We start from the raw sequence: 15,946 nt of genomic DNA on the forward strand, positions 1-15,946 counted from the left end.
CGTCCGCACCCGCTACAGCTTCTCGACCGGCGCGTACCGCAGGAGCAGCCGCTTCGGCTTCTCGTCGCCGAAGTCGATCGTCGCCTGGGCGTCCGCGCCGACCCCCGTCACCGCCGTCACCGTGCCCAGACCGAACTGGTCGTGCGTGACGCGGTCGCCGATCTGGAGGGAGATCACCGGCTTCTCGCCGGAGCGCCGGGTGGCGAAGCCCGAGGGGCCGGAGCGCGCGCGGGAGGAGGAGAGCGAGGAGGTGATGCCCGAGATCGGCCCGGCGGGCTTCGCCATCGGACCGGTCCGCTTCCACTCCAGGTACGTGGGCGGGATCTCCTCCAGGAAACGCGAGGCCGGGTTGTACGAGGGCTGGCCCCAGGCGCTGCGCATCGACGAGCGGGTGAGGTAGAGGCGCTCGCGGGCGCGCGTGATGCCGACGTACGCGAGGCGCCGCTCCTCCTCCAGCTCCTTCGCCTGCCCGAGGGCGCGCATGTGCGGGAAGACGCCGTCCTCCATGCCGGTGAGGAACACCACCGGGAACTCGAGGCCCTTGGCGGTGTGCAGCGTCATCAGCGTGATGACGCCCCTGCCCTCCTCATCCTCGTCCGGGATCTGGTCGGAGTCGGCGACGAGGGCGACCTTCTCCAGGAACTCGGCGAGGGTCGCGGGCTCCTCGCCGCGCTCCTGCTCGAACTCGAGGGCGACGGCGGCGAGTTCCTGGAGGTTCTCGACACGGGTCTCGTCCTGCGGGTCGGTCGAGGCCTGGAGCTCGGCCAGGTAGCCCGTGCGCTCCAGGACGGCCTCCAGGACGACGGCGGGGCCGGCGCCCGACTCGACGACGGTGCGCAGCTCGTCCATCAGCGCGTTGAAGCGCTTCACGGCGTTCGCCGAGCGGGCGGCCATGCCGTACGCCTCGTCGACCCGCTTCAGGGCCTGCGGGAAGGTGATCTTCTCCCGCAGGGAGAGGGCGTCGATCATCGCCTCGGCGCGCTCGCCGATGCCCCGCTTGGGCACGTTGAGGATGCGGCGCAGCGGGACGTTGTCCTCGGGGTTGGCGAGGACGCGGAGGTACGCGAGGACGTCCCGGACCTCCTTGCGCTCGTAGAAGCGCACGCCGCCGACGACCTTGTAGGGCAGGCCGACGCGGATGAAGATCTCTTCGAAGACACGGGACTGGGCGTTGGTCCGGTAGAAGACGGCGACGTCGCCCGCCTTGGCCGCGCCGGTGTCCGTGAGCCGGTCGATCTCGTCGGCGACGAACTGCGCCTCGTCGTGCTCGGTGTCGGCGACGTAGCCGGTGATCTGCGCGCCCGCGCCCGCGTTCGTCCACAGGTTCTTGGGGCGGCGGGACTCGTTGCGCTCGATGACCGCGTTCGCCGCGGAGAGGATCGTCTGCGTGGAGCGGTAGTTCTGCTCCAGGAGGATCGTCGTCGCGTCCGGGTAGTCCTCCTCGAACTGGAGGATGTTGCGGATGGTCGCGCCGCGGAAGGCGTAGATCGACTGGTCGGCGTCGCCGACGACGCACAGCTCGGCCGGGCCGAGGTCCTCGTAGCCCGTGCCGACGAGCTCCCGTACGAGGGTGTACTGGGCGTGGTTGGTGTCCTGGTACTCGTCGACGAGGACGTGGCGGAAGCGGCGGCGGTAGTGCTCGGCGACGTCGGGGAACGCCTGGAGCAGATGGACCGTCGTCATGATGATGTCGTCGAAGTCCAGGGCGTTGGCCTCGCGCAGCCGCGCCTGGTACATCCGGTACGCCTCGGCGAGCGTCTTCTCGAAGCCGTCGACCGCCTGGTCGGCGAAGGACTCCTCGTCGATCAGCTCGTTCTTGAGGTTCGAGATCTTGGCGCTGAACGACTTCGGCGGGAACTTCTTCGGGTCGAGGTCCAGGTCGCGGCAGACCAGCGACATCAGCCGCTTGGAGTCGGCGGCGTCGTAGATCGAGAAGGAGGAGGTGAAGCCGAGCCGCTTCGACTCGCGGCGCAGGATGCGCACGCACGCGCTGTGGAAGGTCATGACCCACATGGCGTTGGCGCGCGGGCCGACGAGCTGCTCGACGCGCTCCTTCATCTCGCCGGCGGCCTTGTTGGTGAAGGTGATCGCCAGTATCTGGCCGGGGTGGACGTGCCGCGTGCCCAGGAGGTGGGCGATGCGGTGGGTCAGCACCCGGGTCTTGCCGGAGCCGGCTCCGGCGACGATGAGCAGCGGGGTGTCGTTGTGGACGACGGCGGCGCGCTGCTCTTCGTTCAGCCCGTCCAGGAGCGCCGCGGGGTCCACGACGGGGCGCGCCGCGCCGTCGCGGTAGTACGCGTCCCGCGGCGGGGGCGCGTCGAAGTGCTCCCCGAAGAGGTCGTGCGGGACCTCCTCCGGGGCCGGGGCGCCGTGCTCGTGGTCCTCGGGCGGGGGCGGGGCCTCCGCCGAGGAGTTCTGGAGGCCGGCCAGGAAGCTGTCGTCAAAGAGGCTGCTCATCGCCTCACGAGTCTAGGACGCCCCACCGACATCCGTGTCCGCCTTCGGGACGGCCTTCGTCACGCTCCCGAGAAACGGGTCACACCCAGAGGGTGGCGATGAAGATGTTCGCCGTGGTGAGGGCGCCGACGGCGGCGAAGAGGCCCTTGTCGACCTTCTCCTCGTCGCGCTTGACGTAGACGAGTCCGAGGACGACGACGAGCACGGCCAGCTTGATGCCGATCTTGATGTTGTTCACGGTCTGGTCGTCGGCCTGGTTGAGGCCGACGAGCGCGACGCCCGTGATCAGCATGACCAGCGCACCGTGCAGCATCGCCGGGGTGAAGCGGGCCGTACCGGCGCCCATCGCCTTCATCTGGGTGAGGAATCCGCCCAGGAGGGAGGCGATACCGATGATGTGCAGGGCGACGAAGACATTGATGAGTACGTCCATGGGCGGAGCCTAACCGGGGCCTTAGCACCGCTCTCCGGCCGGGTCCACTGCCTCCGGTGCTTCGGTCGGTCGTCTGCCGCAATGTCTCCCGGCCCGTCACCTCGGACGAAAAAGATCGGTCCATGTCCATCAGCTGACGCCAATAGCGGTCAAGTCACTGCCGGGGCGTGACCCCGAGGTTTAGCGTCCTCCAGCAGGTGGCCGGCTCCCACCACCGCCGGTCGCCCGGCGGCTGCCGGTCATCCCCGCCAGGAAAACCCGGCGGCGGTCCGTCTCCCCTGTGCGGCCCGCCGTCGGCCCGGCGGGCACCGTTCCCCCGCAGGGAAGAGGATGTGACCCGCCCTCGTGGCAGCGCACCGAAAACCCAGGCAGTCCCCGCTCGGTGGTCCGGCGGTCCGCACCGCCGCCACCCTCGCCCTCGCCTCCGCGGCGACCGCGACGCTCTTCGAGGGGTCCGGGCACGCGGACCCCCGGCTCACCACCGCCCAGGTCAAGGCGAAGGTCGACCGGCTCTACCACGAGGCCGAGGTCGCGACGGAGAAGTACAACGGGGCGAAGGAGCGGGCCGACGCGTCCCGCTCGGCGTTCGACCGGCTGCGCGACGAGGCCGCCCGCAGGGCCGAGCGGCTCAACACCGCCCGGGACGGGCTCGGGGCCATGGCCACCGCGCAGTACCGCTCCGGCGGCCTCGACCCGGCCGTGCAGCTCGCCCTCACGTCCGACCCCGACGAGTACCTGGAGCGGGCCGCGCTCGCGGAGAAGGCCGCGGACCGGCAGGCGGCGGCCGTCACCGCCGTGCGGCGCGAGCTCGGCGCGCTCCGGCAGCTGCGCGACGAGTCCGCGGGACGGCTGACCGCGCTGCGCGGGCACGAGGAGGAGCTGCGGCGCCAGAAGGCCGTCGTCCTCGGCAAGCTGGCGGCGGCCCGGACCCTGCTCGCCCGGCTGACCGCGGAGGAGCGCGCCCGGTACGACGCCGCCGTCGCGGCCCGGGACAGCGTCCGCGCCCCGGAGGGCGGCGGCACGAGCGGCGGCACGCGTACGGATGGCGGTACGGCCACGGGCGCCGGAACCGCCTCTGCGGCGACGCGCGCCGATCGCTCCACGGGCGGCGAGCGCGGCCCCGTGACCGCTCCGAACACCCGGGCCGCCGAGGCCGTCTCCTTCGCCCGCGCGCAGCTCGGCAAGCCGTACGTGTGGGGCGCGACGGGTCCGTCCGCGTACGACTGCTCCGGGCTCACCCAGGCGGCCTGGCGCGCGGCCGGCGTCTCCCTGCCGCGCACCACGTACACCCAGATCAACGCCGGACAGCGCGTCTCCCGCTCCCAGCTCGCCCCCGGTGACCTGGTCTTCTTCTACTCGGGGATCAGCCATGTCGGGCTCTACATCGGCGGCGGCCAGATGATCCACGCCCCCCGCCCCGGCGCCCCGGTGCGGGTGGCCCCGATCGACGAGATGCCCTTCGCCGGAGCGACCCGGGTGGGATGACCGGGGTGAGGTGACCCGGGTGAGGTGACCCGGGTGAGGTGACCCGGGTAGGAGTCGCTCAGACCAGGCGGCGGGCGGTGGCCCAGCGGGTCAGCTCGTGGCGGTTGGAGAGCTGGAGCTTCCGCAGCACCGCCGAGACGTGCGACTCGACCGTCTTCACCGAGATGTAGAGCTGCTTGGCGATCTCCTTGTACGCGTAGCCACGGGCGATCAGCCGCAGCACCTCGCGCTCCCGCTGCGTGAGCCGGTCCAGGTCCTCGTCCACGGGCGGCGCGTCCGTCGAGGCGAAGGCGTCGAGGACGAACCCGGCCAGGCGGGGGGAGAACACGGCGTCACCTTCCTGGACACGGAAGATCGAGTCGACCAGGTCGGTACCGGTGATCGTCTTCGTCACGTAGCCGCGGGCACCGCCCCGGATCACCCCGATCACGTCCTCGGCCGCGTCCGAGACGGACAGCGCCAGAAAACGGACCGGATCCTCGGAGGCCACCATCAGGCTCGCGCAGCGGCGCAACACCTCGACGCCGCCACCGCCCGGCAGGTGCACGTCGAGGAGGACCACCTCGGGCCGGGTCGCGGTGATGACCGTGACCGCCTGGTCGACGTCGGCGGCCTCGCCCACCACCTCGACCCCGGTCACCTCGGTCCGGCCGATCTCCGCCTGCACGCCCGTACGGAACATGCGGTGGTCGTCGACGAGCACGACCCGCACCCGGCGTTCCGTACCCGGCGTCGTCGCCCCCGCCTCGGTCCCGGTCGCTGCCCCGGTCTCGTCGCTCATCCGTCCGCCCTCTCCATCTCAAGCTCCACTTCGGTGCCCCCGCCCGGCACGGACCGCAACCGGGCCGAACCGCCGTTGCGCTGCATACGGCCGATGATCGATTCTCGTACGCCCATCCGATCCTCGGGTACCGCGTCCAAGTCGAAGCCCGGACCGCGGTCCCGCACCGAGACGAAGACCATGCGGCCCTCCACCTCGGCGAAAACCTGCACCGCCCCGCCCTCGCCACCGTACTTGGCGGCGTTCACCATCGCCTCGCGCGCGGCCTGCATCTGTGCGGTCAGTTTCTCGTCGAGCGGGCAGTCGCCGACGACGACCACCTCCAACGGGACTCCGTGCTTGTCCTCGACCTCCGCCGCGGCCTTCTTCACCGCCTCCGCGAGGGTCGCGGGCTCCTCCTCGTCCCGGCCGGTGCCCTCGGGCTTGTAGAGCCAGTTCCGCAGCTCCCGCTCCTGTGCGCGGGCCAGCCGACGCACCTCCCCCGCGTCGTCGGCGTTGCGCTGGATCAGCGTGAGGGTGTGGAGCACCGAGTCGTGGACGTGGGCCGCGACCTCGGCGCGTTCCTGCGCGCGGATGCGCATGGTCCGCTCCTCCGTGAGGTCCTGCGACATCCGGACCAGCCAGGGGCCCGCGAGCAGGGCTATCCCGGTGAGAACCGCGACGGCGGCGGTGAAGGCCGTGCCGAGCTGGGCGACCGAGCCGCGGACCACCACGAAGACCGCGAGGCCGGTGCCGACGAGGGCGACGCCGACGAGACCGCGGGCGAGCTGGAGGGTCCGTCTGTGCCGGCCGGCCTCGGTCCAGCTGGCCCGGCGGGCGTTGTCCGCCTGGCGCCAGACGAGGACGACACCGACGCAGATGAGGAGGATGGGCCAGACATACCGTCCGTACTCGTTGTCGATGCTGATGTTCCCGACGAGGATCGCGCCGCCTATCGCGAGCGCGATCAGGGCGAAGACCTGTCCGCGGTCGGGCTTGCGCAGCCGGCGGCGGCCGTCCGGGGTGATCTCGAAGACGGGGCGGGGAGCGGCCCGGCCGCCGACGCCGAGCGGGACGACGATCCAGAAGACCGCGTAGAGCAGGGCTCCGAGCCCGTCGGTGAGGGCGAGCACCGCGAACAGCGCGCGCACCCAGACGACCGGGAGTCCGAGGTGTCCCGCGAGGCCGCGTGCGACACCGCCGAGCCACCGCCCGTCGGCGCTCCGGTAGAGCCTGCGCACGGGTGGTTCGTCGGTCTCGGTGACACGAGCGGCTGCGGACATGCACCGATCGTCACACGTTCGGCCCGCGCCGGACATCAGGGTCGGCCCTGATATCGGCCCTGGTAACGCCTCAGGGGCGACACCCCTCCGAATATCAGGGTCGGGCCAGGGTCGGTCCCGGTGCCGCTCCGGTTCACGGGCCGTCACCATGGACGCATGACGAGTTCGAAGCCTTCGACCCACGAGGCCCCGCCGCCGGCGGAGGCCGACGCGTCCCCGCCTCTGCAGCGCTCGCGGAGCGGCAAGCTCGTGGGCGGAGTCTGCGCCGGCCTCGGCCGGCACTTCGACCTCGACCCGGTGATCTTCCGGATCACGGTCGGTGTGCTGTCCGTGACCGGCGGGGTCGGCCTGATCTTCTACGGCTTCGCGTGGCTGCTCGTTCCGCTCGCGGGCGAGGAGGAGAACGAGGGACGCAGGCTGCTGACCGGCCGGGTCACCGGCGCCGCCCTGTCGGCCATATTCATGGCGCTGATCGGCTGCGGGGTCTTCCTGTCGATGCTGCGCAGCGGGTCGATGCTGGGCTTCACGATGCTGCTGTCGCTCGCGGTGTGCGGCGCGGCGGTCTGGTCGCGGCGTCGGGCGGTCGCCGGCGAGGCGGAGAGCCGGATCGAGACGGCGGCCGCCCAGATGGTCGCCGAGGCGCCTCCCGAGACCAAGGCCCCGCCCCGCGTCGAGTACCAGTCCTGGTGGAAGGGCCCGATCGTCAAGGACGGATCGACGGGCAGGGTGGCGCTCGGCTACCTCTGGGGGCCGCACGGCATCGTCGACGAGGACGGCAAGGTCGACGGCGAGGTGCCGAGGCCCGGAAGCCAGTGGGGACCGGATCCCTCCCGCGCCGGCCGGCCGGCTCCCTCCATCCGGCGGAGCCCGCTCTCCATCGCCGGTCTCGTCCAGCTGCTCGCGATGCTCGCGGCCGGCCTCGGCACCGCCCTCACCTGGGAGTCCGAGCCGGTGGGCAGGAGCCTGGCGACGGGTCTCGTGGCCGCCCTCGCGGTGCTCGGCCTGGGCCTCGTCGTCAGCAGCTTCCTCGGCCGCACCGGCTTCGGGACGGTCTTCCTCACCATCCTCACGGCCTGTCTGCTCGCCGGGGCGGTCGCCCTGCCCGACCGGATCACCACGGACTGGGTCCGCGAGACGTGGAAGCCGGCCTCCGTGGCCGCGGTGCAGCCCCACTACGAGCTGGGCACCGGTGCGGGCCTGCTCGACCTGTCGGCGCTGCCGGTCCCCGCGGGCACGACCGTCGCCACCCGGGCCGAGGTGGGCGCCGGACAGCTCAAGGTCGTCGTCCCGAAGGACGTGGTCGTGAAGCTCCACGCCGAGGTGGGGCTCGGCGATCTACAGCTCCCCGGACAGCCCGCGGAGGACATCGACATCGCCCCGGACCAGGTCGAGACCCGCACGATCGCCCCGCCGGCCGGGACCGCCCCGGCAGGCACGCTGGACCTCTCGCTCGAGGTCGGCATCGGACAGGTGGAGGTCACCCGTGCTGCTTCATGAGTTCCGCCCCGGCCGGCTGCTCGTCGGCCTCACCGCACTCGCCCTGGCCGCCGTGTACGCGGGCGACCTCACCGGAGCCTGGACGACCCCGTGGTACGCGGTGATCCCGGTGCTCTGCGGCGGCCTGGGCACGGCCGCCTTGGTGACCTGGGTCGCCTATCGAATACGGCGCCGTCGATCCGCGAGGAACCTGTCCGCCGACAGCTCGGAGGCCCCGGCCAGCAGCAGCGGAAGCCAGGCCATCAGATAGGCGAGGTCGTTGCCGAGGTAGTACGGGCTCACCTGCCAGCTCACGGTCAGCCAGAGACTCAGCGAGATCAGCGCGCCGCCGAGCGCCGCCACGCGGGCGTAGAGACCGAGCAGCGTCCCGATCCCGACGGACAGCTCTCCGAAGGCGATGGCGTACCCGAAGCCGGCGGGGTTCTTGAGGGCGAGATCGACGAGGCCGGGGATCGCCGAGCTGTCCCGCACGGCGCGCATCGTCTCGCCGATGGAGCCGCTGCCCTCGGCGGCGAAGAAGGCGGAGTCGGTGAGCTTGTCGAGCGCGGCGTAGACGAACGTGATCCCGAGGAAGAGCCGCAGCGGAAGGAGGGCGTAGCGGGAGGCGACGGCCTTCCATCGGGCGAAGGTGACCTGCCACCGGGCGAAGGTGGCCTGCCACCGGGCGAGGGCGGCCTCCCACCGGGCGCGGCCGGTTCCGCCCGGGCCGCCGGGAGCGCCCGGACCGCCGGTCCCGCCCGGGTCGCCCGTCGTGTCGTTCGTCCGGTCCGCTCGTCCCGTCATCGTCGGTCACCTCTCCACGCCCCGTACGACTGTTCGCGGAACGATTCTCCTCGGACCTGCGACCGAGGGATGCGTGGACAGGGCCGGACGCTCAGTCGGCGACGTCGATCGTGACCCGATTGGTCTCGACGCCCGCCGCCGTCACGACCGAGACCTCCACCCGGCCCGGCTCCACGTCCGCCGGGAGGGGGACGGTGAGGGTCGCGTCCGTCGGGTTGGCGAAGCCGCCCGGGATCGGGACCAGGGGGACGTGGGCGTGGACGGCGCCGATGCGCACGACCAGCCGGGTCAGCGGGTCGGGGGCGGCGGCGCCCGGCGGGACGAAGCCACAGCCGCGGATCTCGATGTCGTCGCCCGTACGGATCGGGGCGTCGAGGTCGCCCGCCTCCCGGGAGCGGACGACGGAGTGGATCGTGGGGCGGACGCCCTCGGTGCACTTCGTGGCGAGGTGCCAGGCCGCCGAGACGGCGAGGAGCAGCACGAGCGACCAGGGGACCTCGGGGAGCCGGCCGGGGTCGCGGGCGAGGCCGACGGCCGTCAGGGCCAGGACGGCGCAGGAGACGAGGAGGTACTGGACGTCGGCGAGGCCAGCCCGGCCGCTGTCGTCGCAGAGCAGGTCGGCGGCGCGCGGACGGTCGGCGCGGACCTTCTGGAGGCGGCCGGCCGCGATCCGGACGGAGACGACGAGGCGGGCGGTGACGGTGACCGTCGACACGAGGGCGAAGACGGTGAGCAGGCCGGCGCCCCGGGACAGGCCGAAGGCGGCCGGGCCCGGCCGGAGGAAGGCCAGGAAGAGGAGCGTGAAGCCGAGGAGGAGGAGCCAGGCGGCGGCGACGGCCCGGGTGGTGGAGAGCCGGTTGTCCTCGCCGATCAGCGGGGCGAGGAGTCCGCCGCGTGTCCGGTGGGTGTGGGCGGCGGCGCTGAGCAGGACGGCGAAGACGAGGGCGGTGCACAGGCCGGCCGTGCGGGCACCGGTCCAGCCGTCGCCGATCGCGGTGAGGGCCTGGCCGAGCAGCAGGGCGAGGACGGCGCCCCAGACGGCGCCGATGCCCCCGCTGCGTACGCGGTCGAGCCAGGCCGCCCCGGCCTCGCGGCCGCGCACGGCCACGGCGCGGGCGGACTGGGCCAGTTCGTCGGAGACCCACTGGCGGGCGGCGACCGGCGAGTGGGCGACGGCCGCGGGGACGCCGTGGCCGGCGGCCAGCTCGTCCCGCCGGGCGAGGAAGGCGGCGACGGCGCGCCGGTGGCCGGCCTTCCCGCAGTGGGCGCAGCCGGCGCAGGCCGTCGCGTGTTCGCCGTACTGTCTCGCCTCTTGAACCGCCACGGTGCTCACTTCCCGAGCTCACTTCACGACCCGTTCCGTTGCGTCCCGGTGCGCTCCGATGCGTTCCGAACGGTCAACCAGCCGTTGATTCCACGGAATTGTGTCGTACCGGCGGCTCCCGGAGGTGCCGTGTGCGCCCCGCCGGAGAGTGATTGCCGCGCCATCTCATTGACGTACAGAAGGGTGAAGCGATGGTGTTACGACAGGAGTTCGGGCTCCGCTCGGCTGATCCTGCGCCAGAGCGGCTGGTAGTTGATCCAGCCGACGAGGTCGCTGCCCAGCTGTTCGCGGGTGGCGACGGCGTCCCGGTGGTCGATCGGCACCGGCTTCCCGGCCGCCCGCGCGGCCAGTTGGACCTGGGCGCAGCGTTCCATGGAGATGAACCACCAGGCCGCCGCGTCGACGGAGGTGCCGACGGTGAGCAGCCCGTGGTTGCGCAGCACGATCGCCTTGAACGAGCCGAGGGCGAGGGCGATCCGGTGGCCTTCCTCGGCGTCGACGGTGACGCCGGTGTACGCGTCGTAGAGGGCGTGGTCCTGGTAGAAGGCGCACGCCTCCTGGGTGAGCGGGTCGAGGAGTTCACCGAGCGCGGCGAGCGCCCGCCCGTGGAGGGAGTGGGTGTGGGCGACGGCGACGACGTCGGGCCGGGACCGGTGGACCTGGGCGTGGACGGTGAAGGCCGCCTGGTTCACGTGCCGGCCGCCGCGGACGACCTGCCCGTCGCCGTTGACGAGGACGAGGTCGCTCGCGGAGAGGTCCTCGAAGGGCGCCCCGAAGGGGTTCACCCAGTAGCAGTCGGGGAACTCCGGGTCGCGGGCGCTGATGTGGCCCGAGACGCCCTCCTCGTATCCGAGCCGCCCGAAGAGCCGGAGCGCACCCGCGAGCCGTTGTCTGCGGTGGGTGCGTTCCTCCTCGGCCGTCGCGTGGACGGGCGGCAGGGCGAAGTGGAGCCGGTCGACGGGGACGGGGTCGGGTATCACGCTCATGCGCCGGAAGGTAACGCCCGGCCGGGCAACTCACCAGAGCCCGGACACGACGAAGCCGCCGCCCCGGTTGCCCGGGACGGCGGCCTCACACACCTGCGGGAGGGACTACTCCCACTCGATGGTGCCCGGGGGCTTGCTCGTGACGTCGAGGACGACGCGGTTCACGTCGGCGACCTCGTTCGTGATGCGGGTCGAGATCTTGGCGAGCACCTCGTAGGGCAGGCGCGACCAGTCGGCCGTCATCGCGTCCTCGGAGGAGACGGGGCGCAGCACGATCGGGTGACCGTAGGTGCGGCCGTCGCCCTGGACGCCCACGGAGCGGACGTCGGCGAGCAGGACGACCGGGCACTGCCAGATCTCGCGGTCGAGGCCGGCCGCGGTGAGCTCCTCGCGGGCGATGGCGTCGGCCTCGCGCAGCAGATCCAGGCGCTCCTTGGTGACCTCGCCGACGATGCGGATGCCGAGGCCGGGGCCGGGGAAGGGCTGGCGCTGGACGATCTCCTCGGGCAGGCCGAGCTCCTGGCCGACCATGCGGACCTCGTCCTTGAAGAGCTGGCGCAGCGGCTCGACGAGCTCGAACTCCAGGTCCTCGGGGAGGCCGCCCACGTTGTGGTGGGACTTGATGTTGGCCGTGCCGGTGCCGCCGCCGGACTCGACGATGTCCGGGTAGAGCGTGCCCTGGACGAGGAACGCGACGTCCTCGCCGGTGCCCGCCGACTCGGCGACGATCTCGGCCTGCGCCTGCTCGAAGACGCGGATGAACTCACGGCCGATGATCTTGCGCTTGGTCTCGGGGTCGGAGACGCCGGCGAGGGCGGCGAGGAAGCGCTCCTGCGCGTCGACGACCTTGAGGTTGACGCCGGTGGAGGCGACGAAGTCCTTCTCGACCTGCTCGGTCTCGCCCTTGCGCATGAGGCCGTGGTCGACGTACACGCAGGTGAGCTGCGAGCCGATGGCCTTCTGCACGAGCGCGGCGGCCACGGCGGAGTCGACGCCGCCGGAGAGGCCGCAGACGGCGCGCTTGTTGCCGACCTGGGCGCGGATCGCCGCGACCTGCTCCTCGATCACGTTGCCCGTGGTCCAGCTGGGCTCGATGCCGGCGCCGCGGTAGAGGAAGTGCTCCAGGATCTGCTGGCCGTGCGTGGAGTGCAGCACCTCGGGGTGGTACTGGACGCCGTACAGCTTCTTCTCGTCGTTCTCGAAGGCGGCGACCGGCACGACGTCCGTGGACGCGGTGACGGAGAAGCCCTCGGGGGCGGCGGAGCAGGCGTCGCCGTGCGACATCCACACGGACTGCTCGACCGGGGTGCCCTCGAAGAGGGTCGAGCCGGCCTTGGAGACGTGCAGCTCGGTACGGCCGTACTCGCGGGCGCCGGTGTTGTCGACGGTGCCACCGAGGGTCGTCGCCATCAGCTGGAAGCCGTAGCACATACCGAAGACGGGGACGCCCGCCTCGAAGATCGCGCGGTCGAGGCGGGGGGCCCCTTCCGCGTACACGGAGGACGGGCCGCCGGAGAGGATGATCGCCTTCGGGTTCTTGGCCAGCATCTCGGCCACCGGCATGGTGGACGGGACGATCTCGCTGTAGACCCGGGCCTCACGGACGCGGCGGGCAATGAGCTGGGCGTACTGGGCGCCGAAGTCGACAACGAGGACTACGTCCGGGTTGGAGACGTCGGGCGCGGCAGCGGGGGTCGCTGATGACACTACGGCGGCCTTCCGGCGGTAGGTGGGGTCCCCCGAAGGGGGGTGCTATTTGTCGATTCTACCGGCGCGCCGGTCGCACTTTTCGTCTCACCATCCGAACCCGGGTTGGCCCGGCGTCCGCGGCGGGGTCCATACTGTCGCCATGCGCAAGCTCCCGACCTTCGTCTTTACCTATGGCACCGGCCCGTCCGGCTGCCATGGTCGTGCTGCTTGAGCAACTGACAAGCGACTTCCCAGGCGCCCCGGGCCGACAAGGCCCGGGGCGTTCTGTCGTTTCCGGGCCGTGTCGCCCCGGGGTTCCGCACCCCGACACCCCGAGGAGCCCCACATGACCGCGATGACCCAGACCGAGAAGACCGGCGCCCGCACCGACGAGGCGGCGACGCTGATCGGTGACGCCCGCGACCGCGTCGACTCCCTGGACGACCGGATCATCGGTCTCATCCAGGAACGCATGGCCGTCTCGGCCGTCATCCAGGAGGCGCGGATCTCGTCCGGCGGCCGCCGGGTGAACCTGGCCCGCGAGATGGAGGTCCTCGGTCACTACCGTGACGCGCTGGGCAAGCCCGGCACGGCCCTCGCGATGACCATGCTGGAGCTGTGCCGGGGCCGCATCTGAGCGAGGGCCGCATGCGGGCTAGGGCCCGGATCTGAGCGAGGGCCCGCATGTGGGCGAGGGCCCGCATGTGGGCGAGGGCCCGCATGTGGGCGAGGGCCCGCATGTGGGCGAGGGCCCGCATGTGGGCGAGGGCCCGGATCTGAGTTCGGGGCCGCTCTCACCCGTACGGCGCGTGACCGGCCGCGACCCGGCTTCGTTGGTCCGGGTGTCCGTGCCAGCCAGGGGCGGGCCCGTAAGAATCCACGCGTGGCTTCGCTGGGGCGTGTGGCGTACCTCCGGTACGCCGTGGGACCTCGCACCAGCGCGTGTGGCCGGGCAGCAGGGGACAGCAGCCCGGTCACCCATAAAGGGCGGTCGGCCCCGGGGACGCCCGGGGCCGACCGCAACCGGCTCAGAACGAAACCCCGAACCCCGTCCCCTCCCGTCCCCCTCCTCCGTTTCTCCCGCTCGGCGCAACCCCCCGGTGCCGACGCCAAGGGCCCCGTACCGCGACCGGAATCGCGGCACGGGGCCCTTCCTGTGCGCCTCCTCGTGCGCCTCCTCGTGCGCCGCCCCGTGCGCCGCCCCGTGCGCCGCCCCGTGCGCCTCCTCGCGCGCCCGCACCCCGAACCTCCGACGTGACGCGCGTCACACGAAGATCCTGTGCAACCGCTACAACCAATCCCGTCGGTCGCGGGTCATCTATGCAGCATCACCAAAAGCAGGAAAGGCGCTGCACTCGGAGGGGGGTGCAGCGCCTTTTCTCATGCCTGGCTCTACGGTTCCTTCTTCGGCGGGACCGCCGGGATGCCCAGGAACGGCAGCCGCAGGGCGCCGAAGGCGTCGGCCGGGACCGCCGGGGACTTCGGCTCGACCGCCGCCAGCCGTACGTACGCCTCGCCCTGCCGCGGCCGCGGGTCCTCCTCGCCCTTGTTCGGCCAGAACGACATCGCCCGCTCCGCCTGCGCCGTGATCGTCAGGGACGGGTTGACGCCGAGGTTGGCGGAGACGGCCGCCCCGTCGACGACGGAGATCCCGGGGTGGCCGAAGAGCCGGTGGTACGGGTCGATGACGCCGGACCCGGCGTCGGCGCCGATCGGGCAGCCCCCCAGGAAGTGGGCGGTGAGCGGGGTGCCCATCAGCTCGCCGACGTTGGAGCCGGGGAAGCCGTTGATCTCCTCGGCGAGGAGGGTGGCGGCCCGGGTCGCCTCCTCGATCTGGACCGGATTCGGCGCCCCGTGCCCCTGGCGGGCCGTGAGGAGGCCCTTCCCGAGGCCGCCGGGCTTGCGGTAGGTCGTGAGGGAGTTGTCGAGGGACTGCATGACCAGACCGATGATGGTCCGCTCCGACCAGCGCCAGTTCGAGAGCGAGCGGGCGGCGAGCGTCGGGTGCCTGAGCAGGTTGAGGAACCAGTTGCGCACCCGGTGGGCGCCGTAGGGCACCTGGAGGACGGTGAGGCCGCCCATGGAGTTGGAGCCCTTGCCGTACCGGACCGGCTCGATGTGGGTGTTCGCGTCGGGGTGGATCGAGGAGGTGATGGCGACGCCCCGGGTGAAGTCGGCCTTCTCCTTGCCGTGCCTCTTGCGGTAGCGCCGGTCGGTGGTCTGCGCGCCGACCAGGCCCTCGGAGTTGGTACGGGTGAGCTCGCCGAGCCGGTGCGAGATCCGGGGCAGCAGCCCGCCGTCCTTCATCCGGTGCAGCAGGGTCTGCGTGCCGTACGTGCCGGCCGCGATCACCACCCGGCGGGCGCGGAAGGTCCGGCCCTTCCCCTTCTTCCGGTTGTCGGTGGGGAGGGTCCGCACGGCGTACCCGCCCCGTGAGTCCTCGGTGACGGTGACGACCGTGGTCATGGGGTGGACGGTGGCGCCCGCCTTCTCGGCGAGGTGCAGGTAGTTCTCGTTGAGGGTGTTCTTGGCGCCGTGGCGGCAGCCCGTCATGCACTCGCCGCACTCGGTGCAGGCACGCCGGGCCGGGCCGGCGCCGCCGAAGTACGGGTCGGCGACCTCCGCACCCGGCTTCGCCTTCGCCGTACCGTCGGAATCGTCACCGTCTCCGAAGAAGACGCCGACCGGCGCCATGTGGAAGGTGTCGCCGATGCCCATCGCCTGCGCGGCCGCCTTGAGGTGCACGTCCGAGGGGGTCGTCGTCGGGTTGAGCCGGACGCCGAGCATCCGCTGCGCCTGGTCGTAGTACGGCCGCAGCTCGTCCTGCCAGTCGGTGATGTCCTTCCACTGCGGGTCGTCGAAGAACGGCTTGGGCGGTACGTAGAGGGTGTTGGCGTAGTTGAGGGAGCCGCCGCCCACGCCGGCGCCCGCCAGCACCATCACGTTGCCCAGCAGGTGGATGCGCTGGATGCCGTAGAGCCCGAGGGCCGGGGCCCACAGGAAGTTCTTCACGTCCCAGGAGTTCTTCGGCAGGGTCGCGCGGGTGAAGCGGCGCCCGGCCTCCAGGACGCCGACCCGGTAGCCCTTCTCGGTGAGCCGGAGGGCGGTGACCGAACCGCCGAAGCCGGAGCCGACGACCAGGACGTCGTAGTCGTACGCGTCGTCGTACCCGTCGCCCTCTGCCTGATCCGGATTTTGGGTAGGGGGTACCGCGGTCATGGCTCTCCTCGTACGAAAAGGTGTGAAAGG

At 72.0% G+C, this 15,946-nt stretch carries 12 protein-coding genes; 3 read left to right on the plus strand and 9 right to left on the minus strand.

Annotated elements, in window-relative coordinates; translation table 11 throughout:
- Positions 1–12 precede the first annotated feature (12 nt).
- The gene (gene pcrA, locus ACFWWU_RS24005; protein WP_384147881.1) at positions 13–2,457 is read right to left on the minus strand and encodes a DNA helicase PcrA; all 2,445 of its coding nucleotides are present in this window, start codon (positions 2,455–2,457) and stop codon (positions 13–15) included.
- 79 nt (positions 2,458–2,536) lie between these two features.
- Positions 2,537–2,890 (minus strand): hypothetical protein, encoded by a 354-nt coding sequence (locus ACFWWU_RS24010; protein WP_384147882.1) that lies wholly within the window; start codon positions 2,888–2,890, stop codon positions 2,537–2,539.
- A gap of 345 nt (positions 2,891–3,235) precedes the next feature.
- On the opposite strand from ACFWWU_RS24010, the gene ACFWWU_RS24015 reads away from it, so the two are divergent.
- Complete coding sequence (locus ACFWWU_RS24015) at positions 3,236–4,375, plus strand: NlpC/P60 family protein (RefSeq protein WP_384147883.1); 1,140 nt, start codon at positions 3,236–3,238, stop codon at positions 4,373–4,375.
- A gap of 58 nt (positions 4,376–4,433) precedes the next feature.
- On the opposite strand, the gene ACFWWU_RS24020 is transcribed toward ACFWWU_RS24015, so the two are convergent.
- The gene (locus tag ACFWWU_RS24020) at positions 4,434–5,156 is read right to left on the minus strand and encodes a LuxR C-terminal-related transcriptional regulator (protein WP_384147884.1); all 723 of its coding nucleotides are present in this window, start codon (positions 5,154–5,156) and stop codon (positions 4,434–4,436) included.
- Positions 5,153–6,418 carry a PspC domain-containing protein gene (locus ACFWWU_RS24025; protein WP_384147885.1) on the minus strand — a complete coding sequence of 422 codons (1,266 nt, stop codon included), beginning with the start codon at positions 6,416–6,418 and terminating at the stop codon, positions 5,153–5,155. Before ACFWWU_RS24025 ends, ACFWWU_RS24020 begins: the two co-directional genes overlap by 4 nt.
- Positions 6,419–6,574: 156 nt before the next feature.
- Between ACFWWU_RS24025 and ACFWWU_RS24030 the strand changes: the two genes are divergently transcribed.
- Complete coding sequence (locus ACFWWU_RS24030) at positions 6,575–7,915, plus strand: PspC domain-containing protein (RefSeq protein WP_384147886.1); 1,341 nt, start codon at positions 6,575–6,577, stop codon at positions 7,913–7,915.
- Positions 7,916–8,071: 156 nt separating this feature from the next.
- On the opposite strand, the gene ACFWWU_RS24035 is transcribed toward ACFWWU_RS24030, so the two are convergent.
- The 4 genes from ACFWWU_RS24035 to guaA form a co-directional block, all read right to left on the minus strand.
- Positions 8,072–8,698 carry a DoxX family protein gene (locus tag ACFWWU_RS24035; protein ID WP_384147887.1) on the minus strand — a complete coding sequence of 209 codons (627 nt, stop codon included), beginning with the start codon at positions 8,696–8,698 and terminating at the stop codon, positions 8,072–8,074.
- A 91-nt stretch (positions 8,699–8,789) separates the two neighbouring features.
- Positions 8,790–10,022: a hypothetical protein gene (locus ACFWWU_RS24040; protein ID WP_384147888.1), complete on the minus strand. Its 1,233-nt coding sequence runs from the start codon at positions 10,020–10,022 to the stop codon at positions 8,790–8,792.
- Positions 10,023–10,219: 197 nt separating this feature from the next.
- The gene (locus ACFWWU_RS24045) at positions 10,220–11,008 is read right to left on the minus strand and encodes a class II aldolase/adducin family protein (RefSeq protein WP_384147889.1); all 789 of its coding nucleotides are present in this window, start codon (positions 11,006–11,008) and stop codon (positions 10,220–10,222) included.
- 105 nt (positions 11,009–11,113) lie between these two features.
- The gene (gene guaA, locus ACFWWU_RS24050; protein WP_384147890.1) at positions 11,114–12,715 is read right to left on the minus strand and encodes a glutamine-hydrolyzing GMP synthase; all 1,602 of its coding nucleotides are present in this window, start codon (positions 12,713–12,715) and stop codon (positions 11,114–11,116) included.
- 328 nt (positions 12,716–13,043) lie between these two features.
- Here guaA and ACFWWU_RS24055 point away from each other — a divergent pair, with 328 nt between their 5' ends.
- Entirely contained in the window at positions 13,044–13,334 is a 291-nt protein-coding gene (locus ACFWWU_RS24055; protein ID WP_384147891.1) for a chorismate mutase, read from the plus strand.
- Positions 13,335–14,089: 755 nt separating this feature from the next.
- On the opposite strand, the gene ACFWWU_RS24060 is transcribed toward ACFWWU_RS24055, so the two are convergent.
- A complete protein-coding gene (locus tag ACFWWU_RS24060) occupies positions 14,090–15,916 on the minus strand; it encodes a GMC family oxidoreductase N-terminal domain-containing protein (protein WP_384147892.1) in 1,827 nt (608 codons plus the stop codon).
- Positions 15,917–15,946 lie beyond the last annotated feature (30 nt).

It is taken from the genome of Streptomyces sp. NPDC058650, assembly GCF_042717315.1.
Lineage (GTDB): Bacteria > Actinomycetota > Actinomycetes > Streptomycetales > Streptomycetaceae > Streptomyces.

Excerpts from the sequence above, each read along its gene's own strand:
- ACFWWU_RS24045 (WP_384147889.1), bottom strand. The coding sequence starts at position 11,008 with ATGAGCGTGATACCCGACCCCGTCCCCGTCGACCGGCTCCACTTCGCC.
- ACFWWU_RS24025 (WP_384147885.1), bottom strand. The coding sequence starts at position 6,418 with ATGTCCGCAGCCGCTCGTGTCACCGAGACCGACGAACCACCCGTGCGC.
- ACFWWU_RS24030 (WP_384147886.1), top strand. The coding sequence starts at position 6,575 with ATGACGAGTTCGAAGCCTTCGACCCACGAGGCCCCGCCGCCGGCGGAG.
- ACFWWU_RS24060 (WP_384147892.1), bottom strand. The coding sequence starts at position 15,916 with ATGACCGCGGTACCCCCTACCCAAAATCCGGATCAGGCAGAGGGCGAC.
- pcrA (WP_384147881.1), bottom strand. The coding sequence starts at position 2,457 with ATGAGCAGCCTCTTTGACGACAGCTTCCTGGCCGGCCTCCAGAACTCC.
- ACFWWU_RS24035 (WP_384147887.1), bottom strand. The coding sequence starts at position 8,698 with ATGACGGGACGAGCGGACCGGACGAACGACACGACGGGCGACCCGGGC.
- ACFWWU_RS24020 (WP_384147884.1), bottom strand. The coding sequence starts at position 5,156 with ATGAGCGACGAGACCGGGGCAGCGACCGGGACCGAGGCGGGGGCGACG.
- ACFWWU_RS24010 (WP_384147882.1), bottom strand. The coding sequence starts at position 2,890 with ATGGACGTACTCATCAATGTCTTCGTCGCCCTGCACATCATCGGTATC.
- ACFWWU_RS24055 (WP_384147891.1), top strand. The coding sequence starts at position 13,044 with ATGACCGCGATGACCCAGACCGAGAAGACCGGCGCCCGCACCGACGAG.